Here is a 20,802-nt window from a genome sequence, read left to right on the forward strand (position 1 = left end):
TTTCCATGCGCGAAGCAGAACTCCGGACCCAGGCAGCCGTCACCACCGCCGCGGCGGACTGGCCCAACGTCGAGCGTCTCTTCGGCGTCCGCGGCGAACCCTCACGCTGCTGGTGCCGGTTCTTCGCCTTGACCGGCCCCCAGTGGTCCGCGTCCACCCCGGATGAGCGGAAGAGCCAGTTACGGGAAAAGTTCGGCGGCGGCCAGCCGGAGCCAGGGGTCTTGGCCTTCCGCGACGGGAATCCCGTGGGCTGGTGCGCCGTCGAGCCCCGCGGGTGCTACCCAAGGATCCTGCGCTCGAAGGTGCTGGCGTCGGCCGCCGACGCCGCCAAGGATCCCGGCGGCCACCAGGTATGGTCCGTCAGTTGCTTTGTGGTCTCCCCCGGCCACCGGCGGACCGGCGTGGCGCGAGCGCTGCTTGCCGCCGCCGTCGAACACGCCCTCGCGCACGGCGCAACCGTAGTGGAGGCATATCCGGTCGACCCCGCGCAACGGCCCAAGGCCGGCCCGGCGGATCTCTACCACGGCACCCTGGGGCTCTTCTTGGCGGCCGGCTTCACAGTGGTCAGCAATCCAGTGGTCAGCAACGCGGTGCCGGGACGCGCCGTCGTCCGCCTGACGGTGCCCCCGCCCGGCGGGGACCGCGGGCACTAGGGCAGGGTCAGGATCACCGGCCCGTCGGCGGTGATGGCCACAGTGTGCTCGCTGTGCGCGGCGCGGCGGCCGTTCGCTGAGCGGAGGGTCCATTCGTCGTCGTCATGGTAGTAGTCGTCCTTGCGGCCGAGAATCAGCATCGGCTCGATGGCGATAACCAGGCCCTCCGTCAGTTTGATGCCGCGGCCGGGACGTCCGTCGTTGGGCACGGGCGGCTCGGCGTGCATGGTCCGGCCGATGCCGTGGCCGCCGTGGTCGGCGAGCAGCCCGTAGCCTGCCCGGCGCGCCGCCCCGCCGATCGCGTAGGCGAGGTCGCCCATCTTGTTCCCGATCCTTGCCGCGTCGATCCCCCTCGCCAGGGCGGCGTCCGTGGCGTCGATGAGAGCCTGGTCCACCGGGTCCGCGGTCCCCACGATGAAGCTGATGGCCGCATCGCCGCACCACCCGGCCAGGAAGGCGCCGCAGTCCACGCTCAGGAGGTCCCCGTCCTGGAGCCGGTACTCGTTGGGGATGCCGTGCACGACGGCGTCGTTGACGGACGTGCAGATGACCCCGGGAAACGGCACTGATGCCCAGCGCGGCCGGTAGTTCAGGAACGCCGGGGTGGCTCCGGCGTCGGCGATTGACGCTGCGGCGACATCGTCCAGCTCCTTGAGCGAAACGCCGACGGCGGCCGCCTCCCGGACCCGGGCGAGGGTGGTGGCGACCACCCGGCCGGCCTCGCGCATCAGTGCGATCTCTTCGGGACTCTTGATCATGGACATGGCTTTCCCTTCCGACGCGGAGCCGCGGCTTGCTGGCTTCAACTCTAAAGCCCGCCGCGGCATGTCTACAGTGGCCTCATGACCACCACGGAACTGATTGACGCGATCCGCGGCAGCCTGCAAACCGCTGCCGATCCTGGCCGGGCCGCGGGGGCACAGGCTTACATGAAATCGCAGATGCCGTCCCTGGGTGTGAGGGTTCCCGTGGTCCGCAGCATAGTCAGGGCCGCGGCCGCGGACCACCCGCCGGCCAGCCTGGCGGAACTGCAGTCCACGGTGCTCGCGCTGTGGCGCAACGCCGGCCACCGTGAGGAACGCTACGCCGCGATCGAGCTCACGGGGCTCAAGCCCGCTGCCGGGGAACTGAGCATGCTGGCCATTTATGAGGAAATCATCCGCACCGGAGCCTGGTGGGACCTGGTGGACGGGGTGGCGCACCGGTTGGGCGCCCTGCTGCAGGCCCACCGGGCGGAACTGACGCCGGTGCTGGAACGCTGGAGCCGGGATGAGGACTTCTGGGTCCGGCGGGCCGCGATCACCGCACAGCTGGGGGCGAAGGACGCCACGGACACGGCCCTCCTGGCCGTTGTGATCGAGGCCAACCTCGACGACCGGGAGTTCTTCATCCGCAAGGCGATCGGGTGGGCGCTGCGCCAGTACGCCAGGACGGATCCGGCCTGGGTGCGGGCGTTTGTGCGGCGGCATGCCGACGAGCTCAGTGCGCTCTCGCGCAAGGAAGCGCTCAGGAACCTGCCGGCCTAGATGATCGGCCGCGTGGTGACCGGCTCGTCCGACTTGGTGAACAGCAGCTTGGTCTTTGGGTCCAGGAAGATCAGGTACAGCGCGAACAGCAACGCGATGATCGCCGCGGCGTTGCGGGCCAGCGCCAGGGCCAGGCCCAGGTCCGCGGTCTGCAGGTACGGGAAGACATCGAGCTGGTCCGAGATCGCGTAGACCATGAAGAAGGACACGATGAAGTAGAGCGCCTTGACCTGCCAGTCGTCGCGGATACCCGTGACGGCGAAAAGCGGGATGAGCCAGACGATGTACCAGGACTGGATCATCGGGGACAGCAGCACGACGGCGGCGAACGCCAGGGTGAGCCGGCGCATCAGGCGGTCGTAGTCGCCGCGGAAGATCTGCCAGGCGACGATCCCGACGGCGAGCAGCTTGCCGGCGTCGAACGCCCACTTGGCCAGCCCCCAGCCGTCGAGCCCGAAGGCGTTGGAGATGGAGGCCACGATCAGGCCCACCAGGCCGACGGGCGCGTACCAGATCCAGATGCTGCCCGGGGCGGACAGCCCGTTGATCCAGCCGAAACCGAAGCCATTGACCCGGCTCATGAGATACAGCAGGGCCAGGCTGAGGCCGGCCGTGAGGGCCCAGAAGACGAACTTGCGCGGCCAGCTGGCACCCTTGCCCGCCCAGAGCAGGCCAATGAACGGCAGGAAGACCACCGTGATGGGTTTGACGGAGATGGAGAGTGTGACCAGCACGATTCCGAGGATGACCCGGCGGGTGGCGCAGTAATAGAGGCCGGCCAGGGCCAGGCCGATCATGAGGGCGTCGTTGTGGACGCTGGCGATGAAGTTGGTGAGGAACAGCGGGTTGGCCGCCGTCAGCCACAGGGCCCGGTTCGGGTTCACGCCGTGCAGCTCGGCCAGTTTGGGCACGTAGATCACGCAGAGGACCACGCCCACCAGGGCCGCGATCCTGAACAGCATGATGCTGCCTTCGGGGTGCACGTTGGTGGCCCAGACCACGAACTGTTCGATCCATAGGAACAGCTGCCCGTACGGGACGGGGGCCTCGGTCCACATTCTGTCGGCGCCCAGCTGGAAGTAGTTGGACAGCGCCGAAATGCCGTTTTCGTAGGGGTTGAAGCCCTCCACCATGAGCCGGCCCTGGCCGATGTACGCGTAGACGTCGCGGCTGAACAGCGGCACAGAGAACATCAGCGGCAGCCCCCACGCCACCGTCGCCTGGAGCGTGGCCTTGCGGGCACCGGCCCCCCAGACCCGGACGCGCTGGCCGAGCCGCAGCCAGGCGCGGACCAGCAGCATGCCGCCGAAGGCCAGCAGGACAATGCAGAGGGCGACGCCCAAGGCCTCGGTGCGCATCCAGATAAACAGCGGGACGCGGCGGAGTTCGGACGCGGGGGCAAGCCACCCGACGCCGATCGAGCCGATCGTCATGAACAGGGAGCCCAGGAACCCGGCAAGGATCGGGGACCGCGGGTTGTCGACGTCGCCGACGGCCCCTTCCCCCTCAGGGGAGGCCGCAGTCCGGGTGAGCGCAGTGCGGGCAGACACAGAGGGGCGGGACGTGGACGGGCTGGACGTACCGGCAGCCGTTTCCCCCGCCGCAGGCACAGGCGCCGTCATGTCAGGATCGTCCAATCTGTTGTGGGCCACAATTCCGCCCACAGCCGGCCGCATCGTCCGGCCCGGGGCGCCGCGTTGAAGAAAGAAGTGCCGAATTAATTCGGCGGCCGCGTATTCGAAATCCTAGCACCGGACGGCTCTGTGGCGTCGGAACGGTAGGCTGGGCGGGTGCCTATTACTAACGAACGCATCGTCTGGATCGACTGCGAAATGACCGGCCTGGACACCAAGAATGATGCCCTGATCGAGGTGGCCGCCCTGGTCACCGATTCGGAGCTCAACATCCTGGGAGACGGGGTCGACGTCGTGATCAAGCCCGACGACGCCGCGCTGGCCCAGATGAACGACTTTGTCCGCGACATGCACACGCGCTCCGGCCTGCTGGCGGAGCTTCCGCACGGCAAGACGATGGCCGAAGCGCAGGCAGCCGTGCTCGCCTACATCAAGAAATGGGTGCCGGACCCGCGGAAGGCCCCGCTCGGCGGCAACTCGGTGGGCACCGACCGCGTGTTCCTTGTCCGCGACATGCCCGACGTGGTGGAGCACCTGCACTACCGGGTGATCGACGTCAGCACCATCAAGGAACTCTCCCGCCGCTGGTTTGCCCGGGCCTACTTCCAGTCCCCCGCCAAGCTGGGCGGCCACCGGGCGCTCGGCGACATCAAGGACTCCATCGACGAACTCCGGTATTACCGCGAGGCCGTGTTTGTCCCCGCGCCGGGCCCGGACAGTGCCACGGCGCAGCGGATCGCCAAGCGCGTCATGGGCGGGGAAGCAGCCGAGCCCACCCCGGCGGGGTAGGGGCCGCACACCCTCCCCCTCGCTGCGGGGCCGATGAAACGTCGCCGGGGACGTGGCGCAGAGAAGTAATCTGCGCCACGTTTCGCGGAAATTTTGGCGAAAATCGCAAAAGTGGCAAAACCACCCCCAAACAGCAGGTAAGCTATTTGTCGTTGCCTTTGCAGCCAGCCGGTTCGCCGGAGGGCCTGATATGGCACATGGTGGGCGTAGCTCAGTTGGCAGAGCGCCTGGTTGTGGTCCAGGAGGTCGCGGGTTCAACCCCCGTCGCTCACCCTCATGAAGGACGGCAGTGATTGTCCGACCTTTTCCAAAGGCCGCACCGGTTATCCGGTGCGGCCTTTGTTGTCTGTATGGGAAGGAATCGCAGTGAAGCGCAAGCTCTTTGAAGAAGACCACGAGATGTTCCGTGAGATGGCCGCCGAGTTCAACGCGCGCGCCGTCGCTCCCCACTACACCCAGTGGGACGAGGACCACATGATGTCCCGGGAACTGTGGTCCGCGGCCGGCGAGCAGGGCCTGCTGGGCCTGGCCGTGCCGGAAGAGTTCGGCGGCATGGGGATGTCCGACTACCGCTTCCGGACAGTGCTCGACGAAGAATTCGCCAGGAGCAACCACCTCGCGGTCGGCCTGGCCTTCCACCTGCACGATGACATGGTCCTCCCCCACCTGCTGGCGTACGGCTCCGATGACCTCAAGGCCCGCTGGCTCCCGGGCATGGTCTCCGGCGAAAAGGTCACCTCGGTCGCCTGGACCGAACCGGGGGCCGGTTCCGACCTGCGCGGCATCCGCACCAAGGCAGGCCGCGACGGCGACGACTGGCTGATCACCGGCCAGAAAACGTTCATCGGCAACGGCATCTCCGGCGACGCCTCCCTGGTCCTGGCCCGCACCGACGGCGGCACCGGACGCGGAAACCGCGACTCGTTCTCGCTTTTCATGGTCCAGAAGGGTGAGGGCTACAACACCGGCAAGCAGCTGGACAAGATGGGCCTCAAAGCCTCCGACACGGCCGAGCTGTTCTTCGACAACGTCCGTGTCCCGCACGCCGACCTCGTCGGCGAGGAGGGCAAGGGCCTGCAGTACGCGGCCGAACAGCTCCCCCAGGGCCGGCTGGCCATCGCCGTGGCAAGCTCCGCCGTCGTGCGCGCCACCTACGAAGCGACTGTCCGCTACACGAAGGACCGCAACGCGTTCGGCGAGCGGATCATCGATTTCCAGAACAGCCGCTTCGAACTTGCCGACATCCTCACGGAGGTCGAGGTCACCGAAGCGTACGTGGACCAGGCCATCCTGGCGTTCAACGCCGGAGAGCTCGACGCCGCAGGCGCTGCCCGTGCCAAACTGTGGGCGTCCGAGCGCGCCAAGTCCGTCACGGACCGCTGCCTGCAGCTGCACGGCGGCTACGGCTACATCATGGAATACCCGGTGGCCCAGGCCTACCTCGCCGCCCGGCTGCTGACGATCTTCGGCGGCACCAACGAAATCATGCGCGACGTCGTCGGCCGCACCATCGCCGGCTGACCGGCCGCGACTCCACCAGCACCCGAGGAACTTTTCTGATATGACCGTTCTGCCCATCACGATCTGGGGCGAGCCCGTGCTGCACCGCCGGGCCGCGGAAGTCGAAGTCTTCGACGACGAGCTCCGCACCCTGATCGCCGACATGTTCGAGACCAACGACGCCGCCAACGGCGTCGGGCTGGCGGCCCCCCAGGTGGGGGTCGGCAAGCGGCTCTTCGTGTACAAGTACGACAACGACGACGGCGCCCCGCCCACCGGCGTCGTGGTCAACCCTGTCCTGACACTTTCCAAGGTCTCCGGAGCCCTGCCGGACCCCGACGAGGAAGAGGAGGGCTGCCTGTCCTTCCCCGGTGGCCAGTATCCGCTCAAGCGGGCCGAATGGGCGAGGGTCCAGGGCTTCGACGGGGACGGGAAGCCGGTGGAATTCGAGGCGACCGGCTGGTTCGCCCGGGTCATCCAGCATGAGTACGACCACCTCGACGGCAAGCTCTACGTCAACCGGCTGATTGACCGCTATGCGCGCCGGGCCATGAAGCAGGCCAAGCGCAGCGGCTGGGGCGTTCCCGGCCTGACCTGGATGCCGGGAGTGGACCCGGACCCGTTCGGCCACTGACGGCTGGTGGATGCTGGCGGGGCAGGTGGAAGACCGGCGGGCTGGCGCCCGGCCGGGTCAGCTCCCCGGGGGTCCGGTCGACGGCGGCCAGGATGGCGGCGCCTAGCTCGGCCGGCCTGGTGAACTGCGGCCAGTGGCCGGTGGGCAGGTCCACATAGTCGACCTCGCGGATCCGTCCGAGCTCGGCCACGTACGGGTGGCCGCCGGCAATCATTTCCGTCAGCATCGCGGACGGGAATTCGCAGGCGATGACGGTGACCGGGACCTCGTAGCGGCGTACATCCGTGAGCTGCTGCCGGTCCTGGGCCACGCCGCGGGGCTGCGGGATGGCACGGGCACGGAACATGGCGCGCAGCTCGTCGGTCAGGTCGGTGAGGTCCTCGTCCTCGAAGAGCTCCCACGCCGGCAGCGGCACGTCGTCGCCGCCGGCCGGAAGTTCGTCATTGATGACCCCGCCCTCCCCCAGTGGTCCGCTGTCCACGTAGATTGCCCGGGCCACCCGGTCCGGGCGGGCATCGACGGCGCCGTGGATGATGGCTCCGCCGCCGGAGTGGCCCACCAGGACCACCGGTGCGTCGAAGGAATCGATCTTCGCCACGACGGCGTCGATGTGGGTGCGCAGGCCGATGCCGGCGCGCGGCGCATCGGCCGACTCCAGGCCCGGCAAGGTCAGCGGGTAGACCTTGTGCCCGGCCGCGGTCAGCGGCGGGGTGACGTCCGCCCACGACGAGGCGTCCAACCAGAATCCGGGTACGAGGATGATGTCCATGCCGGTACCCTACCGGTGGAGTTCCAGCTCCACCACCTGATAGGAGTCCTCGCCCGGGACGAGGTTGTGCATGGTGATGCGTCCGCCCGGGCCGTCCGCCGGGTGCAGGTGGATCTGCCAGCCCCAGTCCGGGCCGGGCGGCGCCGGATAGGAGCCGTTGAGCCGGAGGACACCGTCGGCGCCCACCGTGCCGGAAAACTGCATCAGCGCCTTGCCCGTGTGCCAGGAGTCCGCCCACACCGCGGTGGCGGGATCCGCGTCGGACGCCCCGCCAGCCAGGAGCAACAGGCCTTCCTGCGGGCTCTCACCGTCAGTCCTCCGGCGGCTTTTCCAGGCTTGCCGCGAAATCCGGGACATAGCGGAACAGTTCCCGCGGCGGACGCGTGTAGTTGACGGCTTTCGGCCGCTCCGGCAAGGTCACCGGCTCTGTCCGTACTTCTTGGTAGTCGATGCTGGAGAGCAGGTGGGCGATGAGGTTGATCCTTGCCCGGCGTTTATCTTCGGCTTCCACCACATACCAGGGTGATTCCGCTGTGTCCGTCTGCACGAACATGTCGTCCTTGGCCCGCGAGTAGTCTTCCCACCGCAGGATTGCCTCCCGGTCCATCGGCGAGAGCTTCCATTGCCGCATGGGATCATCCAGTCGGGATTTGAACCGCCGTTCCTGTTCCGCATGGCTGATCGAGAACCAGTACTTGAAGAGCAGGATCCCGTCCTGGATGAGGAGGCGTTCAAAAACCGGGCACTGGGCCATGAAGCGTTTGTGCTCCGCCGGGGTGCAAAAGCCCATCACGTGTTCGACGCCGGCACGGTTGTACCAGGAGCGGTCCATCAGGACGATTTCCCCGGCGGCGGGCAGATGCGCCACATAGCGCTGGAAGTACCATTCACCACGTTCGCGTTCCGTCGGCGCCGGCAATGCGACTATCCGGGCAAACCGCGGATTCAGGAACTCGGTGACCCTTTTGATCGCACTCCCCTTGCCCGCTGCATCCCGCCCCTCGAAGATGATGAGGACCCGCGCCCCGGTGCTCTGGACCCACTCCTGGAGCGCAACCAGTTCTGCCTGGAGCCGCAGAAGCTCGGCCTCGTAGATTCCGGCGTCGAGCCGCGCCGGCCGCCGTGCAGAGCCCTTCTTGTGCCCGGCCTTGTGGCCGGCATGCCCCTTGCCTGAATCGTCCGTGCGATGTGCCATGGTTTCCGTTCCAGCATTCCGGCGCGCGGTTTGTCCCGCCGCGCCCATTCTCGCCGGGCAGGAGAACGGCTGCAAGGGCCCTCCAGCCCGGAAGCAGCGACGGGTCCTCACCGCGGCACAATCGTCTGCTGCCCGGGGCACAAGGTCAGGATCCGTTTCATCGCCTCCTTCTCTGCGGCAGTGACCCACAGCCGGTAGGCCGCCTTGACCGAGATTTGGCGGGCCACATAGTGGCAGCGGAAAGCCTTGTTCGGCGGCAGCCAGGTGGCGGCGTCAGAGGCGCTCTTGTCCTGGTTGGCGGGACCGTCGACGGCGATCAGGTTGAGGGGATCGTTGGCCAGGTGTTCGCGCTGCTGCGCTGTGAGCTGCTGGGCGCCCTTTTGCCACGCGTCCCCCAGCGCCACGACGTGGTCGATCTGCACCGCGGCACTGGTTTCGGCGCCGCGCCGGAACGCGATCATGCGGCCGGTGTACGGTTCCTGGAACGTGCCGCCGGCCACCTGGCACCGGGAGCCGCTGGCGAATTCGGCGGCCGCCAGGTCGCGGCGGAGGATGTCGTTGCGCGTATCGCAGCCGTTGCGGTCGACGTCGAGCCACGCCTGGCCGAAGGCGCCCCGGTCATAGTTGTTCTTTGCCGCCCGTCCCTTGACCGCGAGGGTGTCGAGCACTCCGGCAGCGCTTCCCTCCGGCACGGCCCGGACGGCCTCCACTGCGTTCATCCACCCGGCGGCGACCACGGGGGCCTCGCTGGGGCCGGCGATCTGCGGCTCCGCGGCAACAAACTGGCCGGCCGTGAAGAACCAGGCGAGGCCGCCAAGGACGGCCAGGCCGGCTGCGGCCAGGAGAATCCAGGCCTGGCGGGAGTGGCGGCGGGCGCGGCGGAATTCCATCCAGGTGATGGTCATAGGGGCGGCCGCTCGCGGCGTTCTGGCTGCACGCCCTGAGCCTAAGCGGACGGTCCACCACCGGGGCGGTTGTCCACAGTGTTGGGGACCGGTGGCGGAACGCCGGGGCCTATTGCTCCCGCGTGACCCGTTTCAAGTCTTCGTTGGCCAGATCCAGCAGGCCCTGGAGCTGGGTCACCCGGTCCTCGTTGACTTCACCGGACTGGCGTTTGACCAGGGCGTCGTCCAGCAGCCGCTTCGCTTCTTTCGCGTTGCTCCGCGCGACATCCAGCGCGTGTTCCAGGGTGGTCTCGTGTTCAACAGCCGGGTTCGGTTCCATGGCTCCATTGTGGGTCCCTTTCCCGGCCGATTCCAGTGCATCGGCCGGGAAAGGAGGAACCAGTCCCGGTCAGGGACCTTGGCCCTGGTTAGACCTCGACGGGCAGCCCGGCGGCCTCGAGGATGGAAGCGGCGTCCTTGGCGGGGAAGGACGGCGGGTTGACCCCGGCCATTTCCTCCATGACGCGGACCACCTGGCAGCTGTAGCCGAACTCGTTGTCGTACCAGACGTACAGGACGAGGTTCTTGTCGTTGGAGATCGTGGCCAGTCCGTCGACGATGCCAGCCCGGCGTGAGCCGACGAAGTCCGTGGAGACAACCTCGGGCGAATCGATGTAGTCGATCTGCTTGCGCAGCTCGGAGTGCAGCGACATTTCCCGCAGGTAGTCGTTGACCTCGTCCTTGGTGGTGCCGTTCTCCAGGTTCAGGTTCAGGATGGCCAGCGAGACGTCCGGGGTGGGGACGCGGATGGAGCTGCCCGTGAGCTTGCCGAGCAGTTCCGGCAAAGCCTTGGCGACGGCCTTGGCGGCACCTGTCTCGGTGATCACCATGTTCAGCGCGGCAGAGCGTCCACGACGGTCACCCTTGTGGAAGTTGTCGATCAGGTTCTGGTCGTTCGTGAAGGAGTGGACCGTCTCCACGTGACCGTGGACCACGCCGTAGCGGTCGTTGATCGCCTTGAGCACAGGGGTGATGGCGTTCGTGGTGCAGGACGCCGCCGAGACGATCGTGTCCGAGTCGGCGATGGTGCCGTGGTTGATGCCGTGCACAATGTTCTTCAGATCGCCCTTGCCCGGTGCGGTGAGGAGAACGCGGGCAACACCCTTGCTCAGCAGGTGCTGGGACAGGCCCTCGGCGTCGCGCCAGCGGCCCGTGTTGTCCACGACGAGCGCGTCGTGGATGCCGTAGGCGGTGTAGTCCACCGTGGAGGGGTTGTCCGAGTAGATGACCTGGATCTGGACGCCGTTGGCCGTGATGGTGTCGTTTTCGAGGTCAACCTTGATGGTGCCTTCGAACGAGCCGTGGACGGAGTCGCGGCGCAACAGGCTCGCGCGCTTGCTGAGGTCGTTATCGGAACCGCGGCGGACCACGATGGCGCGCAGGCGCAGGCCGTGGCCGCCGCCCGCCTTTTCGATCAGGAGCCGGGCCAGGAGCCGGCCGATACGGCCGAAGCCGTAGAGGACGACGTCGGTGCTGGTGCGGTCGTCGCCGCCGCGTTTGCCGACAACCTCGGCCAGTTCGGCGCGGAGGAACTCATCCAGGCTGGCGCCGTCGCCCTCGGCGCGGTACTTCTCGGTGAGGCGGGCAATGTCGATCGCCGCGGCGCCGAGGTCCAGCTTGGTCAGGGCCTCCAGCAGCGGGGCCGTCTCCTCGAGGCGCAGTTCTTCCTTGCTCATCCGGCGGGCGAAGCGGTGGGCCTTGAGGATATTCATGGTGGACTTGTTGATCAGGCTGCGTCCGTGGATTGAGGTCACCACATTGTTCTCGCGGTACAGCCGGCCGATCACGGGGATCATCGCCTCGGCGAGCGCCTCACGGCCCATCCACGTATCAAGACAAGAATCTGACGTCTGGCTCACAGAACTACCTTCCTAGAATCCACCCCCTACGTCCTCGTAGGGGGAAGTCGGCCGCCGGAGGGTGTCCGGTACCGGGCACCGGCGGGGATTCGGTCCACCCCGGGCGCCTCATCGAGCGCAAAGAAAAACCGCCGGCTGCGAACGCAGACCCGGCGGCAGAACTTCTACGTTCACCACCAATTCTACGGGCGGCCAGGCCAGGTGGGGTGCCTGTTGCGCGTGAATTGACTCACACACCGTCCGGGGCCAAGGAGGAGCCGGCCAAACCACTCACTCCGGGCGCCAGCCGGGCTGCGTCCTCCAGGATCATGTCGACGGCCTTTTCCGCGATCATGATGGTCGGCGCCTGCGTGTTGGCACTGACCAGGCGGGGCATGACCGAGGAGTCAACAACCCTCAGCCCCTCCAGCCCGTAGACCTTCAGCCGGGGCGAGACGACCGAATCGTCGGTGGTCCCCATGGCGCACGTGCCGACCGGGTGGTAGGAGGTCCGTCCGTAGGAGCGCACGAAATTCACGTATTCGTCGCGGGTTGCCACGCGGGAGCCGTCGCCGATGTGCTCCTTCTTGATGAACGCCGCCATCGATGACTGCTCCATGATCTGCCGGCTCTGCTGCACGCCGGCGATCGTCATCTCCAGGTCATAGTCGTCCGCGAGGAAATTCGGATCGATGAGCGGCGACTGTGTGGGGTCTGAGGATGCGACCCGGACTGTTCCCCGGCTGCGGGGGCGCAGGAAATAGGAGTTCAGCGTCATGCCGAACCCGGGCTGCAGCGACGCTATGCCCGGCTCCGACCTCGCTGCGGGCAGGAAGTGGAACTGCAGGTCCGGGGATTTCTCAGCTGTGTTGGCGTAGCTGAAGCCACCCGCTTCGACGAGGTTGGATGCGAACGGTCCCGAACGGAAAGCCAGATACTCGAGGCCCGCCAGGACGGTCGCCGGGCGTACCCGATTGAACCGGTCCAGGCTGTGGTCATCGGTGAGTTCGTAGATGATGTCAAGGTCAAGGTGGTCCTGCAGGTTCTTCCCGACCCCGGGCAGGGCGTGGATCACGTCGATGCCGGCGGCAGCAAGGTCTGCCGGGTCGCCAATGCCTGAAAGCTGCAACAACTTGGGCGAGCCAAACGCTCCGCTGGCGATCAGCACCTCGCGCCGGGCACCGTAGGTCCGCGCGACTCCGCCTTCAATCGTCTGGATGCCGACGGCGCGGCCGTTCTTGATGACCACCTTGGAGACGGTCACGTTGACGCGCACCGTGAGATTGGGCCGCTTGCGGGCGGGTTTCAAATAGGCGACGGCTGCGCTGCACCGGCGGCCGTTCCTGGTGGTGGTCTGGTAGAAGCCAACGCCGAGCTGCTTCGCCCCGTTAAAATCGCTGTTGTAGGGCAGCCCGAACTCCTGGCCAGCCTGCACGAAGGCCGCCGAGAGCGTGTGCGGACGCCGGAGGTCAGAGACGCCGAGGGGCCCCTGGGTTCCATGGTGCGGTCCTGAGAGTCGGGAGTTTGATTCCGAGCGGATGAAATACTTGGACACCTCGGCGGCGGACCAGCCCTCGCATCCGTAGTCCGCGGCCCACCCGTCGTAGTCCCCAGCCACGCCCCGGGTGAAGACCTGGGAGTTGATGGAGCCGCCGCCGCCGAGTCCCCGGCCCTGAGGAAGCGCGATCCTGCGGCCGTTGCTGTGTTTTTGCGGAACGCTGTTGTACGCCCACTGATACGGGCCCCCCTTGAGTCTCGGGAAGCCCGCGGGCATGTGAATGAACGGATGGCGGTCGGATCTTCCTGCCTCGAGCAGGAGCACGCGTATCGAAGGGTCCTCGCTAAGTCTGCCGGCCAGGACGCTGCCGCCCGTGCCACCACCGGCGATGACATAGTCGTATGCTGCGTCATCCGGCACTATGACTCCTCAACCATCGCATGCACCGTTACCTGAAGCGTTCATTGAAGTGTCGGGGCCCGCCGGGATGATGTCAAGCATGCCTCAAGGTTTTCCCAAGCTTGCAACCGTGCACGCACGCGCACCGCGGCCGGCACCCTGTGACGGCCGGATCCTGCTCCGGGCAGGACAGGGTAACCCGGCGGTTTGGGTGGATGGGTTGACCGATACGCCGGGTTCTGTGTTCCCGCGCTGTTGCCGGCGCGGGAGTAGCGGCCATCCATCTACGGACGCCGTTGCCGACGCCCTCCAGCGGCCTACCCGGACACTCGGGCGAGCAGCCCTCAAACGTGTCCTGTCTGGCCTTGCTCCGGGTGGGGTTTACCTAGCCTTCCCGGTCACCCGGGAAGCTGGTGGTCTCTTACACCACCGTTTCACCCTTACCTGCCCTGCAGCCTGTGCAAGCACACGCCGCACGCAGGCGGTCTGTTCTCTGTGGCACTGGCCTGCGGGTTACCCCGAGTGGGCGTTACCCACCACCCTGCTCTGCGGAGCCCGGACGTTCCTCGAGCCACTTGCGTGACGCGCGGCCGCCTGGTCAACCCATCCGTTGTCCATTCTACGGTCACGGCGAACGCATCCAGTGACACGTCCGCACCACGGCCTTTTGGGGCGGCCCGTGGGAGAATTGGAGCAGGATTCCTGCTAGTCAAGGAAGAGATCCCAATGAACTGGATCGCCATCATCATCTGGCTGCTCGCGATCATCCTGGTGGTGATTATCGCCAAGATGTCGATCAAGATTGTGCGCCAGTACGAACTAGGCGTCCTGTTCCGACTGGGCCGGGTGGTCGCGGTCCGGATCCCCGGGTTGCGGTTCATCATCCCGGTGGTGGACCGGCTTCAGCTGGTGAGCCTGCGGATCGTGACGATGCCGATCCAGTCGCAGGGCATCATCACCCAGGACAACGTCAGCGTCGACATCTCGGCAGTGGCCTATTACCGGGTGATCGACGCCGTGAAGTCCGTTGTGGCAATCGAAGACGTAGCGGCGGCCATCAACCAAATCGCCCAGACCACCCTGCGCAAGGTCGTGGGCCGGCACAGCTTGGACCAGACGCTGTCCGAGACCGAGCACATCAACAGTGACATCCGGAAAATCCTGGACGCCCTGACCCTCGAGTGGGGTGTCGAAGTAACCCTCGTTGAACTCAAGGACATCCAGCTTCCGGAGAGCATGAAGCGGGCGATGGCCCGCCAGGCGGAGGCCGAGCGGGAGAAGCGGGCCAAGATCATCGCGGCCGAAGGAGAGGCGATCGCCGCCGTGGCGCTCGGCGCGGCATCAGACACCATGATGGCCCACCCGGTCGCCCTGCAGCTGCGGAATCTCCAGTCCCTCGTGGAGATTGGGGTGGACAAGAACTCAACCGTCGTCTTCCCGGCGCCCCTGATGAGCACCATCGCCGAACTGGCCGCCTTCCTGGCCCGCGAGGACCATGCGGCCAGGACAACGATGTCGGCGGCCGCACCCGCAGCGACACCGACGGAATCACCGGCGGAATCACCGGCGTCACCGATCAAGGCCGCGTAGCGCGTGAACCTGGGAGTAGCACCCGGGACCGGCGCGCCTATTATCGAGGGATGGACGAGTCTGCCCTGACCCGGCGCCGCCTGCTGGGGCTGGCAGGGATCGGTTTGGGCGCCTCCGCCCTCGCGGCGTGCACGGGCGGGCTCGCGCCCACCGAAACGTCCCGGCCGGCAAGCCCCGCGCCAACGAGCCCGACGACGACGGCACCGCCGGCCCCCGCCGGCCCGCTGACGGTCCGTACCAGCACGGGTTCGTTCGTCTCGGCTTACCGCCCGGGGACCGCGAGCCACTGGTCGCTGGCAACGCCGGAACTGCCGCCCGGCGGCGCGCCGCCCGAACTGCCCCTGGCCGTGTTTCTTCACGGACTGGGCGGCAGCCACACGGCTCTGCTGGAGGACCTGGAGGCCCACGAGGCCCTGCAACGGCACCTCGACGCCGGCGGCGCGCCCTTCGCGATCGCGGCCGTGGACGGCGGAAACGCCTGGTGGCACCCGCGCGCCGACGGCAGTGACACGCAGTCGATGCTGGTGAAGGAATTTGTACCGTTCCTCGGCGGCCAGGGCTTCGACCTTGGCAGGATCGGCCTCGTCGGCCTCTCGATGGGGGGTTTCGGTGCCCTGCTGCTCGCCTCGCAGGGCCGGCTACCCGGGGTCCGGGCCGTCGCGGCCATGAGTCCTGCGGTCTGGGACCATTACGACCCGCGCCAGGATACCGCGTTCGACGGCCCGGAAGACTTCGCCGCCCACGACGTTTTCGCACTCCGGCCCCGGCTCGCAGCGCTGCCCAAACGGATCGACTGCGGCACCGGGGACGAGCTTGCCGCCACTGTTCGCCACTACCGGGCGGGACTCACGGGCGAAATCGAGGGCGGCTTCCAGCCAGGCGGCCACGACTACGGCTACTGGCGCACAATCCTGCCCGGCGTCGTGTCCTTTCTCGGCTACAACCTCGCCTGAACCGCCGCCAATCGCCGGCCCCCGGGCCCTGGACGGCGGTCCCGGGAAGGCAGCCGCCGGTAAGATCGTACGGTGCTAATTCTGCTGCCGCCCTCCGAGGGCAAGACTCCCGCGACCGGCGGGGACGCCGCCGACTGGACCGCGTTGAGCTTTCCCGCCCTCAACAGCTCCCGCGCCAAGGTCCTGGAGGCGCTCGGTACTGTCAGCGCCCACGAGGACGCCCTGGCGCTGCTGGGCGTCGGCGCTTCCCTGAGTGCCGACGTCGAACGCAACACGCGGCTGCACGCAGAACCTGCCGCCCCGGCCCACCAGGTGTATTCCGGGGTGCTCTTTGACGCCCTCGGCTACAACTCGCTGACCCCGGCTCAGCGAAAGAAGGCCGACGAATCGGTGCTGGTGGTCTCCGCCCTGTGGGGCGCCATCCGCTTCGCGGACCGTGTGCCCGCCTACCGGCTGTCGATGGGGACCTCGCTGCCCGACGTCGGACGGCTCGCCTCCTTCTGGAAGCCGCAACTGGGCGACGCGCTGGCCGCGGCCGCCGCGGGCCAGCTGCTGGTGGACTGCCGGTCCAGCACCTATGCCGCGGCCTGGGCTCCCCCGCCGGAACAGACGGTGGCCGTGAACGTCTTCACCGAGACCGCCGGGGTGCGCAAGGTGGTCAGCCACTTTGCCAAGCACACCCGGGGCGAGCTGGCACGCCATTTGCTCAGCCGCCGGGGCAAGGCACCCCAAACCCCCGCACAGCTGCAGAAGGCGGCGGCGGAGAAATGGGTTGCCGAACTTGTTGCGGGCACGGCCCGGAGGCCGCACACCCTGAACATCATCCTGCCGGGCTAGGAACTGCTCAGGCCCAGTCGGCCGAGCGGACCAGGATGCAACCGGAGTCGGGGCAGAACACGATGTCGTCCTCGGCCGCGGCCTTGATCTCGGCCAGGTCGCCCGGGCTCAGGTGCATGCCCGAGCCTTCCGAGGTGCCGTGGAAGAGCCGGGCGGCGCCGACGCCACGCTTGGCCAGGGTCTTCTCATAGACGGCGAGCATTCCGGCGTCGAGTCCGGCGGCGAACTCGGCACGCTGCCCGCGCACCACCGTGGCTTCGGCGGCGATCTCGGCCAGCTGCTCGTCCAGCTCGGCACGGATGGAGCCGAAGGAGCCCTGGATGTCGTCCACGATCTGCTGCTGGGCCGCCTGGCGGGCGCGGAGCGAGTCGAGCCGTTCGAGGACTTCGAGCTCGACGTCCTCGAGGTCCGAGCGGCGCTTGTTCAGGGAGACGAGGTCCCGCTGCAGGGCGACGAGGTCCTTGGACAACCCCGTGCCGCTGTTGAGCCTGGCCTCATCGCGTTCGATCCGGGAGGCAACCTGCTCGACGTCGGCCTCTGAGCGCTTGAGTTCCAATTCAGCGTCGTGGACGGCCACCTTGGCGGCACCGAGCTCACCGTTGGCCACGCTGAGGGCGGCTTCCAGGTCCGTGATGCGGGAATCGCTTTCAAGGCTTCGCCGGCGGTTGGACAAGGACTTGAGCTTGGCATCGAGTCCCTGCAACTCGAGCAACTTCAACTGTTCCGCCGGTGCTGCCTTGGCCACTATTTACCTCCGCTAAATCCAATCCGGCCGAAGCCGGGCACCGTCCCGGCGCTCCTTAGACTCTAGCGCCTAGCGTACTCCCCGGCCTCGCTACGCTCACCCGGGGCCCCTCGCACGCCAGGCTTAGCCCGGAGTCAGAATGAAGTCCCACGGGTCGCTGTTGGTGGCACTGACCCGGATCTCGACGTCGTGGCCCTGGTCGGCGAGCACATTGCCCAGCGCTTCGGCGGCCGCAGGCAGCCACAGCCATTCGCTGGCGAAGTGGGAAACGTCGATCAGGTACGGCCGGTCGTTGACCGCCGCCTCCCGGGCTTCCGATGCCGGGTGGTGCCGCAGGTCCGCCGTGACGTAGACGTCCGCGTTGCTGGCCCGCACCTCGCCGAACAGGGAATCGCCGGCGCCGCCGCAGACAGCCACCCGCCGGATCAGCCCGTCCCGGTCCCCCGAGACCCGGACGCCGCCGGCCACCGAGGGCAGGATGCCGTACACGCGGGCCGCGAAATCACCCAGCGTCAGGACCTCTTCAAGGTCGCCGACGCGGCCGATGCCTTCCTCGGGGAGCCCGTTCGCCGCGGGCGTCAGCGGGGCCACGTTCTGCAGGCCCAGCGCGTCGGCCAGGACGTCGGAAACTCCCCCGACGGCGGAATCACCGTTGGTGTGTACGGTCAGCAGCGCGGTCCCGGACTCGATGAGGCGGTGCACGGCCTTGCCCTTGGCCGTGTTCGCGGCAACGGACGTCACGCCCTTGAGCAGCAGCGGATGGTGCGTGATGAGCAGCTCGGCACCGAAGTCGATGGCCTCCTCGATCACGTCAAGGGTCGGATCGACCGCGAACATCACCCGGTGCACCTCGGCGTTCGGGTGGCCGGCCACCAGGCCCACCTCGTCCCAGTCCTCGGCGAGGGATTCGGGCCAGAGCTCCTCCACTGCCAGCTGGATCAGGCCCAGCGTCGCGGCGCCCGTGGCCTCCCCGGTGCTGCCATCGCCGTCGACGGCGGCAGCAGGGCGGTCGGATTCCGCTGAAACATCGGTGTTCACAGGTTCCATACCCCCATTTTTACCCTATCCGCGGGCGGCCCGGTCACTCGTAACACTCTCGTAAGGTGGGTGGGGAATCATCGGGGCCCTCGAACCATTGAAGAGATCATGAAAACTTTTGTCCTCGGCGGAGGCTGCTTTTGGTGCCTCGACGCCGTCTACCAGAAAACCAAGGGTGTCAGCTCGGTCGTGTCCGGCTACACCGGAGGCCATGACCGCAGCCCCGACTACTACTCTGTGTGCTCCGGGACCACAGGCCACGCCGAGGTGGTGGCGGTGACGTTCGACGAGGACATCATTCCCGCCGAGGTCATCCTGGACATGTTCTTCGCCCTCCACGACCCCACCACGTTGAACCGGCAGGGCTACGACGTCGGGACCCAGTACCGTTCCTCGATGTTCTACGAGACCACCGAGGAGAAGATCATGTTCGAGGAGGCGATCGAGCGGAACCAGCCCCTCTGGCGGCACCCGATCGTCACCGAGGTCAGCCGGCTGCCGCAGTTCCATGTGGCCGAGGAAATCCACCAGGACTACTTCGCCAAATACCCGGAACAGGGCTACTGCCAGGTCATCATTAACCCGAAGCTGGCCAAGGCGAGGAAATATTACTCTGCATGGCTTAATGCTTAGCTAGCGCCTGTAGGCGCTCGTTAGGCTGACCTCAGTCAACCCTCTTCAAAGACAGGCATACATACATGGCACCGATCTATGACGATGTAACCGCGCTGGTAGGCGGAACTCCGCTGGTCCGGCTGAACCGGCTGACCGAAGGCCTTGACGCCACCGTGGCCGTCAAGCTGGAGTTCTACAACCCGGCCAACAGCGTCAAGGACCGGATCGGCGTCGCGATTGTTGACGCTGCCGAGAAGTCCGGTGCCCTCAAGCCCGGCGGCACCATCGTCGAAGGCACGTCCGGCAACACCGGAATCGCCCTGGCCATGGTGGGCGCGGCCCGCGGCTACAAGGTCATCCTGACCATGCCGGAGACCATGTCCACCGAGCGCCGGGTCATGCTGCGCGCGTACGGCGCCGAGATTGTCCTGACCCCCGGCTCCGAGGGCATGCGCGGCGCCGTGGAGAAGGCCCAGGAGATCGTGGCCAACACGGAGAACTCCATCTGGGCCCAGCAGTTCGCCAACGAGGCCAACCCGGAGATCCACCGCCGCACCACGGCCGAGGAAGTCTGGGCCGACACCAACGGCAAGGTGGACATCTTCGTCGCCGGCGTCGGCACCGGCGGCACCGTCACCGGCGTCGGGCAGGTCCTGAAGGAACGCAAGCCGGAGGTCCAGATCGTCGCCGTCGAGCCGAAGGACTCCGCCATCCTCAACGGCGGCGCGCCGGGCCCGCACAAGATCCAGGGCCTCGGCGCGAACTTCATTCCCGACATCCTGGACACCAACGTCTACGACGAGGTCATCGACGCCACGCTGGAAGATTCCGTCCGGGTGGCACGCGATCTCGGCATCAAGGAAGGCATCCTGGGCGGCATCTCCTCCGGCGCCATCGTTTGGGCGGCCCTGGAGCTCGCCAAGCGGCCGGAGAACGCCGGTAAACTCATTGTTGCCGTGGTGTGCGACTTTGGTGAGCGCTACATCTCCACCGTGCTGTACGACGACATCCGCGGCTAAGTCCGCTGACCCACGATTGCCCAGAAAGGTCTTTGTGAGCTTCTTCGCAAGACTGAAGGAAGACCTCGACGCCGCCCGGTCCCACGACCCGGCGGCTCGAGGTTCTTTTGAGAACTTCTTCGCCTATTCCGGCCTGCACGCGATCTGGTTCCATCGCCTGACGCACCGGCTGTGGCAAAACCCCGCCCTGCGCTTCCCGGCGCGGCTCATCTCCCAGCTCGCCCGGTTCCTGACCGGCATCGAGATCCACCCCGGCGCGACCATCGGCCGGCGCTTCTTCATCGACCACGGCATGGGCGTGGTCATCGGCGAGACGGCGGAGATCGGCGAGGACGTCATGATCTACCACGGCGTGACCCTCGGCGGCCGCTCGCTCGCCAAGATCAAACGCCACCCCACCATCGAGGACCGCGTGGTGATCGGCGCGGGCGCCAAGATCCTGGGCCCCATCACCATCGGCCGGGACAGCGCCGTCGGCGCCAACGCCGTGGTGGTCAAGGACGCCCCGGCCGAATCAATCGTCACCGGCGTGCCGGCCACCTGGCGGCACCGCGACGCGCAGCGCGAGACCAAGCCCGCCGTCGACCCGGCCGAATACCTGATCGATTACCACATCTAAAACTAAT

The 20,802-nt window shown here is 67.2% G+C and carries 21 protein-coding genes, 1 tRNA gene, 1 other RNA gene and 1 pseudogene; 12 read left to right on the forward strand and 12 right to left on the reverse strand.

Annotated elements, in window-relative coordinates:
- Positions 1-5: 5 nt before the first annotated feature.
- Complete coding sequence (locus ABH915_RS14500; RefSeq protein WP_370122521.1) at positions 6-653, forward strand: GNAT family N-acetyltransferase; 648 nt, start codon at positions 6-8, stop codon at positions 651-653.
- Here ABH915_RS14500 and map read toward each other — a convergent pair.
- Positions 650-1,417 carry a type I methionyl aminopeptidase gene (gene map / locus ABH915_RS14505; RefSeq protein WP_018773393.1) on the reverse strand — a complete coding sequence of 256 codons (768 nt, stop codon included), beginning with the start codon at positions 1,415-1,417 and terminating at the stop codon, positions 650-652. The two genes, ABH915_RS14500 and map, sit on opposite strands and share 4 nt — an antisense overlap.
- 78 nt (positions 1,418-1,495) lie before the next feature.
- On the opposite strand from map, the gene ABH915_RS14510 reads away from it, so the two are divergent.
- The gene (locus ABH915_RS14510) at positions 1,496-2,179 is read left to right on the forward strand and encodes a DNA alkylation repair protein (RefSeq protein ID WP_370122525.1); all 684 of its coding nucleotides are present in this window, start codon (positions 1,496-1,498) and stop codon (positions 2,177-2,179) included.
- On the opposite strand, the gene mptB is transcribed toward ABH915_RS14510, so the two are convergent.
- Positions 2,176-3,801 carry a polyprenol phosphomannose-dependent alpha 1,6 mannosyltransferase MptB gene (gene mptB / locus ABH915_RS14515; protein ID WP_370122528.1) on the reverse strand — a complete coding sequence of 542 codons (1,626 nt, stop codon included), beginning with the start codon at positions 3,799-3,801 and terminating at the stop codon, positions 2,176-2,178. The two genes, ABH915_RS14510 and mptB, sit on opposite strands and share 4 nt — an antisense overlap.
- Positions 3,802-3,969: 168 nt before the next feature.
- Between mptB and orn the strand changes: the two genes are divergently transcribed.
- From orn to def, 4 genes are all read left to right on the forward strand, one after another.
- Positions 3,970-4,602 (forward strand): oligoribonuclease, encoded by a 633-nt coding sequence (gene orn, locus ABH915_RS14520; RefSeq protein ID WP_026266426.1) that lies wholly within the window; start codon positions 3,970-3,972, stop codon positions 4,600-4,602.
- Positions 4,603-4,802: 200 nt separating this feature from the next.
- Positions 4,803-4,875 (forward strand) — tRNA-His (locus ABH915_RS14525).
- Between the two features lie 93 nt (positions 4,876-4,968).
- Positions 4,969-6,123: an acyl-CoA dehydrogenase family protein gene (locus ABH915_RS14530; RefSeq protein WP_370122531.1), complete on the forward strand. Its 1,155-nt coding sequence runs from the start codon at positions 4,969-4,971 to the stop codon at positions 6,121-6,123.
- A gap of 40 nt (positions 6,124-6,163) precedes the next feature.
- On the forward strand, positions 6,164-6,736 hold the full coding sequence (gene def / locus ABH915_RS14535) for a peptide deformylase (RefSeq protein WP_018773398.1): 573 nt from the start codon (positions 6,164-6,166) through the stop codon (positions 6,734-6,736).
- 70 nt (positions 6,737-6,806) lie between these two features.
- On the opposite strand, the pseudogene ABH915_RS14540 reads toward def, so the two are convergent.
- The 8 genes and pseudogenes from ABH915_RS14540 to rnpB form a co-directional block, all read right to left on the reverse strand.
- A pseudogene (locus ABH915_RS14540) lies at positions 6,807-7,505 on the reverse strand (alpha/beta fold hydrolase); the annotation flags it as partial.
- Between the two features lie 9 nt (positions 7,506-7,514).
- Positions 7,515-7,790 carry a hypothetical protein gene (locus ABH915_RS14545; RefSeq protein WP_370122534.1) on the reverse strand — a complete coding sequence of 92 codons (276 nt, stop codon included), beginning with the start codon at positions 7,788-7,790 and terminating at the stop codon, positions 7,515-7,517.
- A 25-nt stretch (positions 7,791-7,815) separates the two neighbouring features.
- Positions 7,816-8,700: a polyphosphate kinase 2 gene (gene ppk2 / locus ABH915_RS14550; protein ID WP_370122537.1), complete on the reverse strand. Its 885-nt coding sequence runs from the start codon at positions 8,698-8,700 to the stop codon at positions 7,816-7,818.
- A gap of 107 nt (positions 8,701-8,807) precedes the next feature.
- Positions 8,808-9,605, reverse strand: coding sequence for an HNH endonuclease family protein (locus ABH915_RS14555; RefSeq protein ID WP_370122540.1), 798 nt, complete (start codon positions 9,603-9,605; stop codon positions 8,808-8,810).
- Between the two features lie 109 nt (positions 9,606-9,714).
- On the reverse strand, positions 9,715-9,924 hold the full coding sequence (locus tag ABH915_RS14560) for a hypothetical protein (RefSeq protein ID WP_026537093.1): 210 nt from the start codon (positions 9,922-9,924) through the stop codon (positions 9,715-9,717).
- A gap of 88 nt (positions 9,925-10,012) precedes the next feature.
- Complete coding sequence (locus ABH915_RS14565) at positions 10,013-11,503, reverse strand: glyceraldehyde-3-phosphate dehydrogenase (protein ID WP_081627256.1); 1,491 nt, start codon at positions 11,501-11,503, stop codon at positions 10,013-10,015.
- 229 nt (positions 11,504-11,732) lie between these two features.
- Positions 11,733-13,400, reverse strand: a complete 1,668-nt coding sequence (locus ABH915_RS14570; RefSeq protein ID WP_370122543.1) for a GMC family oxidoreductase — start codon at positions 13,398-13,400, stop codon at positions 11,733-11,735.
- A 191-nt stretch (positions 13,401-13,591) separates the two neighbouring features.
- Positions 13,592-13,985, reverse strand: an RNA gene (gene rnpB / locus ABH915_RS14575) — RNase P RNA component class A.
- A gap of 120 nt (positions 13,986-14,105) precedes the next feature.
- Here rnpB and ABH915_RS14580 point away from each other — a divergent pair.
- The 3 genes from ABH915_RS14580 (at position 14,106) to ABH915_RS14590 (ending at position 16,759) form a co-directional block, all read left to right on the forward strand.
- Complete coding sequence (locus ABH915_RS14580; protein ID WP_370122546.1) at positions 14,106-14,969, forward strand: SPFH domain-containing protein; 864 nt, start codon at positions 14,106-14,108, stop codon at positions 14,967-14,969.
- Between the two features lie 50 nt (positions 14,970-15,019).
- Positions 15,020-15,922: an alpha/beta hydrolase gene (locus tag ABH915_RS14585; protein WP_370122549.1), complete on the forward strand. Its 903-nt coding sequence runs from the start codon at positions 15,020-15,022 to the stop codon at positions 15,920-15,922.
- Positions 15,923-15,994: 72 nt separating this feature from the next.
- A complete protein-coding gene (locus tag ABH915_RS14590) occupies positions 15,995-16,759 on the forward strand; it encodes a YaaA family protein (RefSeq protein WP_370122552.1) in 765 nt (254 codons plus the stop codon).
- 7 nt (positions 16,760-16,766) lie between these two features.
- On the opposite strand, the gene ABH915_RS14595 is transcribed toward ABH915_RS14590, so the two are convergent.
- Entirely contained in the window at positions 16,767-17,504 is a 738-nt protein-coding gene (locus ABH915_RS14595; protein WP_018773409.1) for a zinc ribbon domain-containing protein, read from the reverse strand.
- Between the two features lie 123 nt (positions 17,505-17,627).
- Positions 17,628-18,551, reverse strand: coding sequence for a Nif3-like dinuclear metal center hexameric protein (locus tag ABH915_RS14600; protein WP_370122555.1), 924 nt, complete (start codon positions 18,549-18,551; stop codon positions 17,628-17,630).
- Between the two features lie 99 nt (positions 18,552-18,650).
- On the opposite strand from ABH915_RS14600, the gene msrA reads away from it, so the two are divergent.
- From msrA to epsC, 3 genes are all read left to right on the forward strand, one after another.
- Positions 18,651-19,175 (forward strand): peptide-methionine (S)-S-oxide reductase MsrA, encoded by a 525-nt coding sequence (gene msrA, locus ABH915_RS14605; protein WP_370122558.1) that lies wholly within the window; start codon positions 18,651-18,653, stop codon positions 19,173-19,175.
- Between the two features lie 65 nt (positions 19,176-19,240).
- Positions 19,241-20,176, forward strand: coding sequence for a cysteine synthase A (gene cysK, locus ABH915_RS14610; protein WP_370122561.1), 936 nt, complete (start codon positions 19,241-19,243; stop codon positions 20,174-20,176).
- A 34-nt stretch (positions 20,177-20,210) separates the two neighbouring features.
- Positions 20,211-20,795, forward strand: coding sequence for a serine O-acetyltransferase EpsC (gene epsC / locus ABH915_RS14615; protein ID WP_229994476.1), 585 nt, complete (start codon positions 20,211-20,213; stop codon positions 20,793-20,795).
- Positions 20,796-20,802: the final 7 nt, after the last annotated feature.

The sequence above is a fragment of the Arthrobacter sp. MW3 TE3886 genome, from assembly GCF_041262145.1.
Taxonomy (GTDB): Bacteria; Actinomycetota; Actinomycetes; order Actinomycetales; family Micrococcaceae; genus Arthrobacter.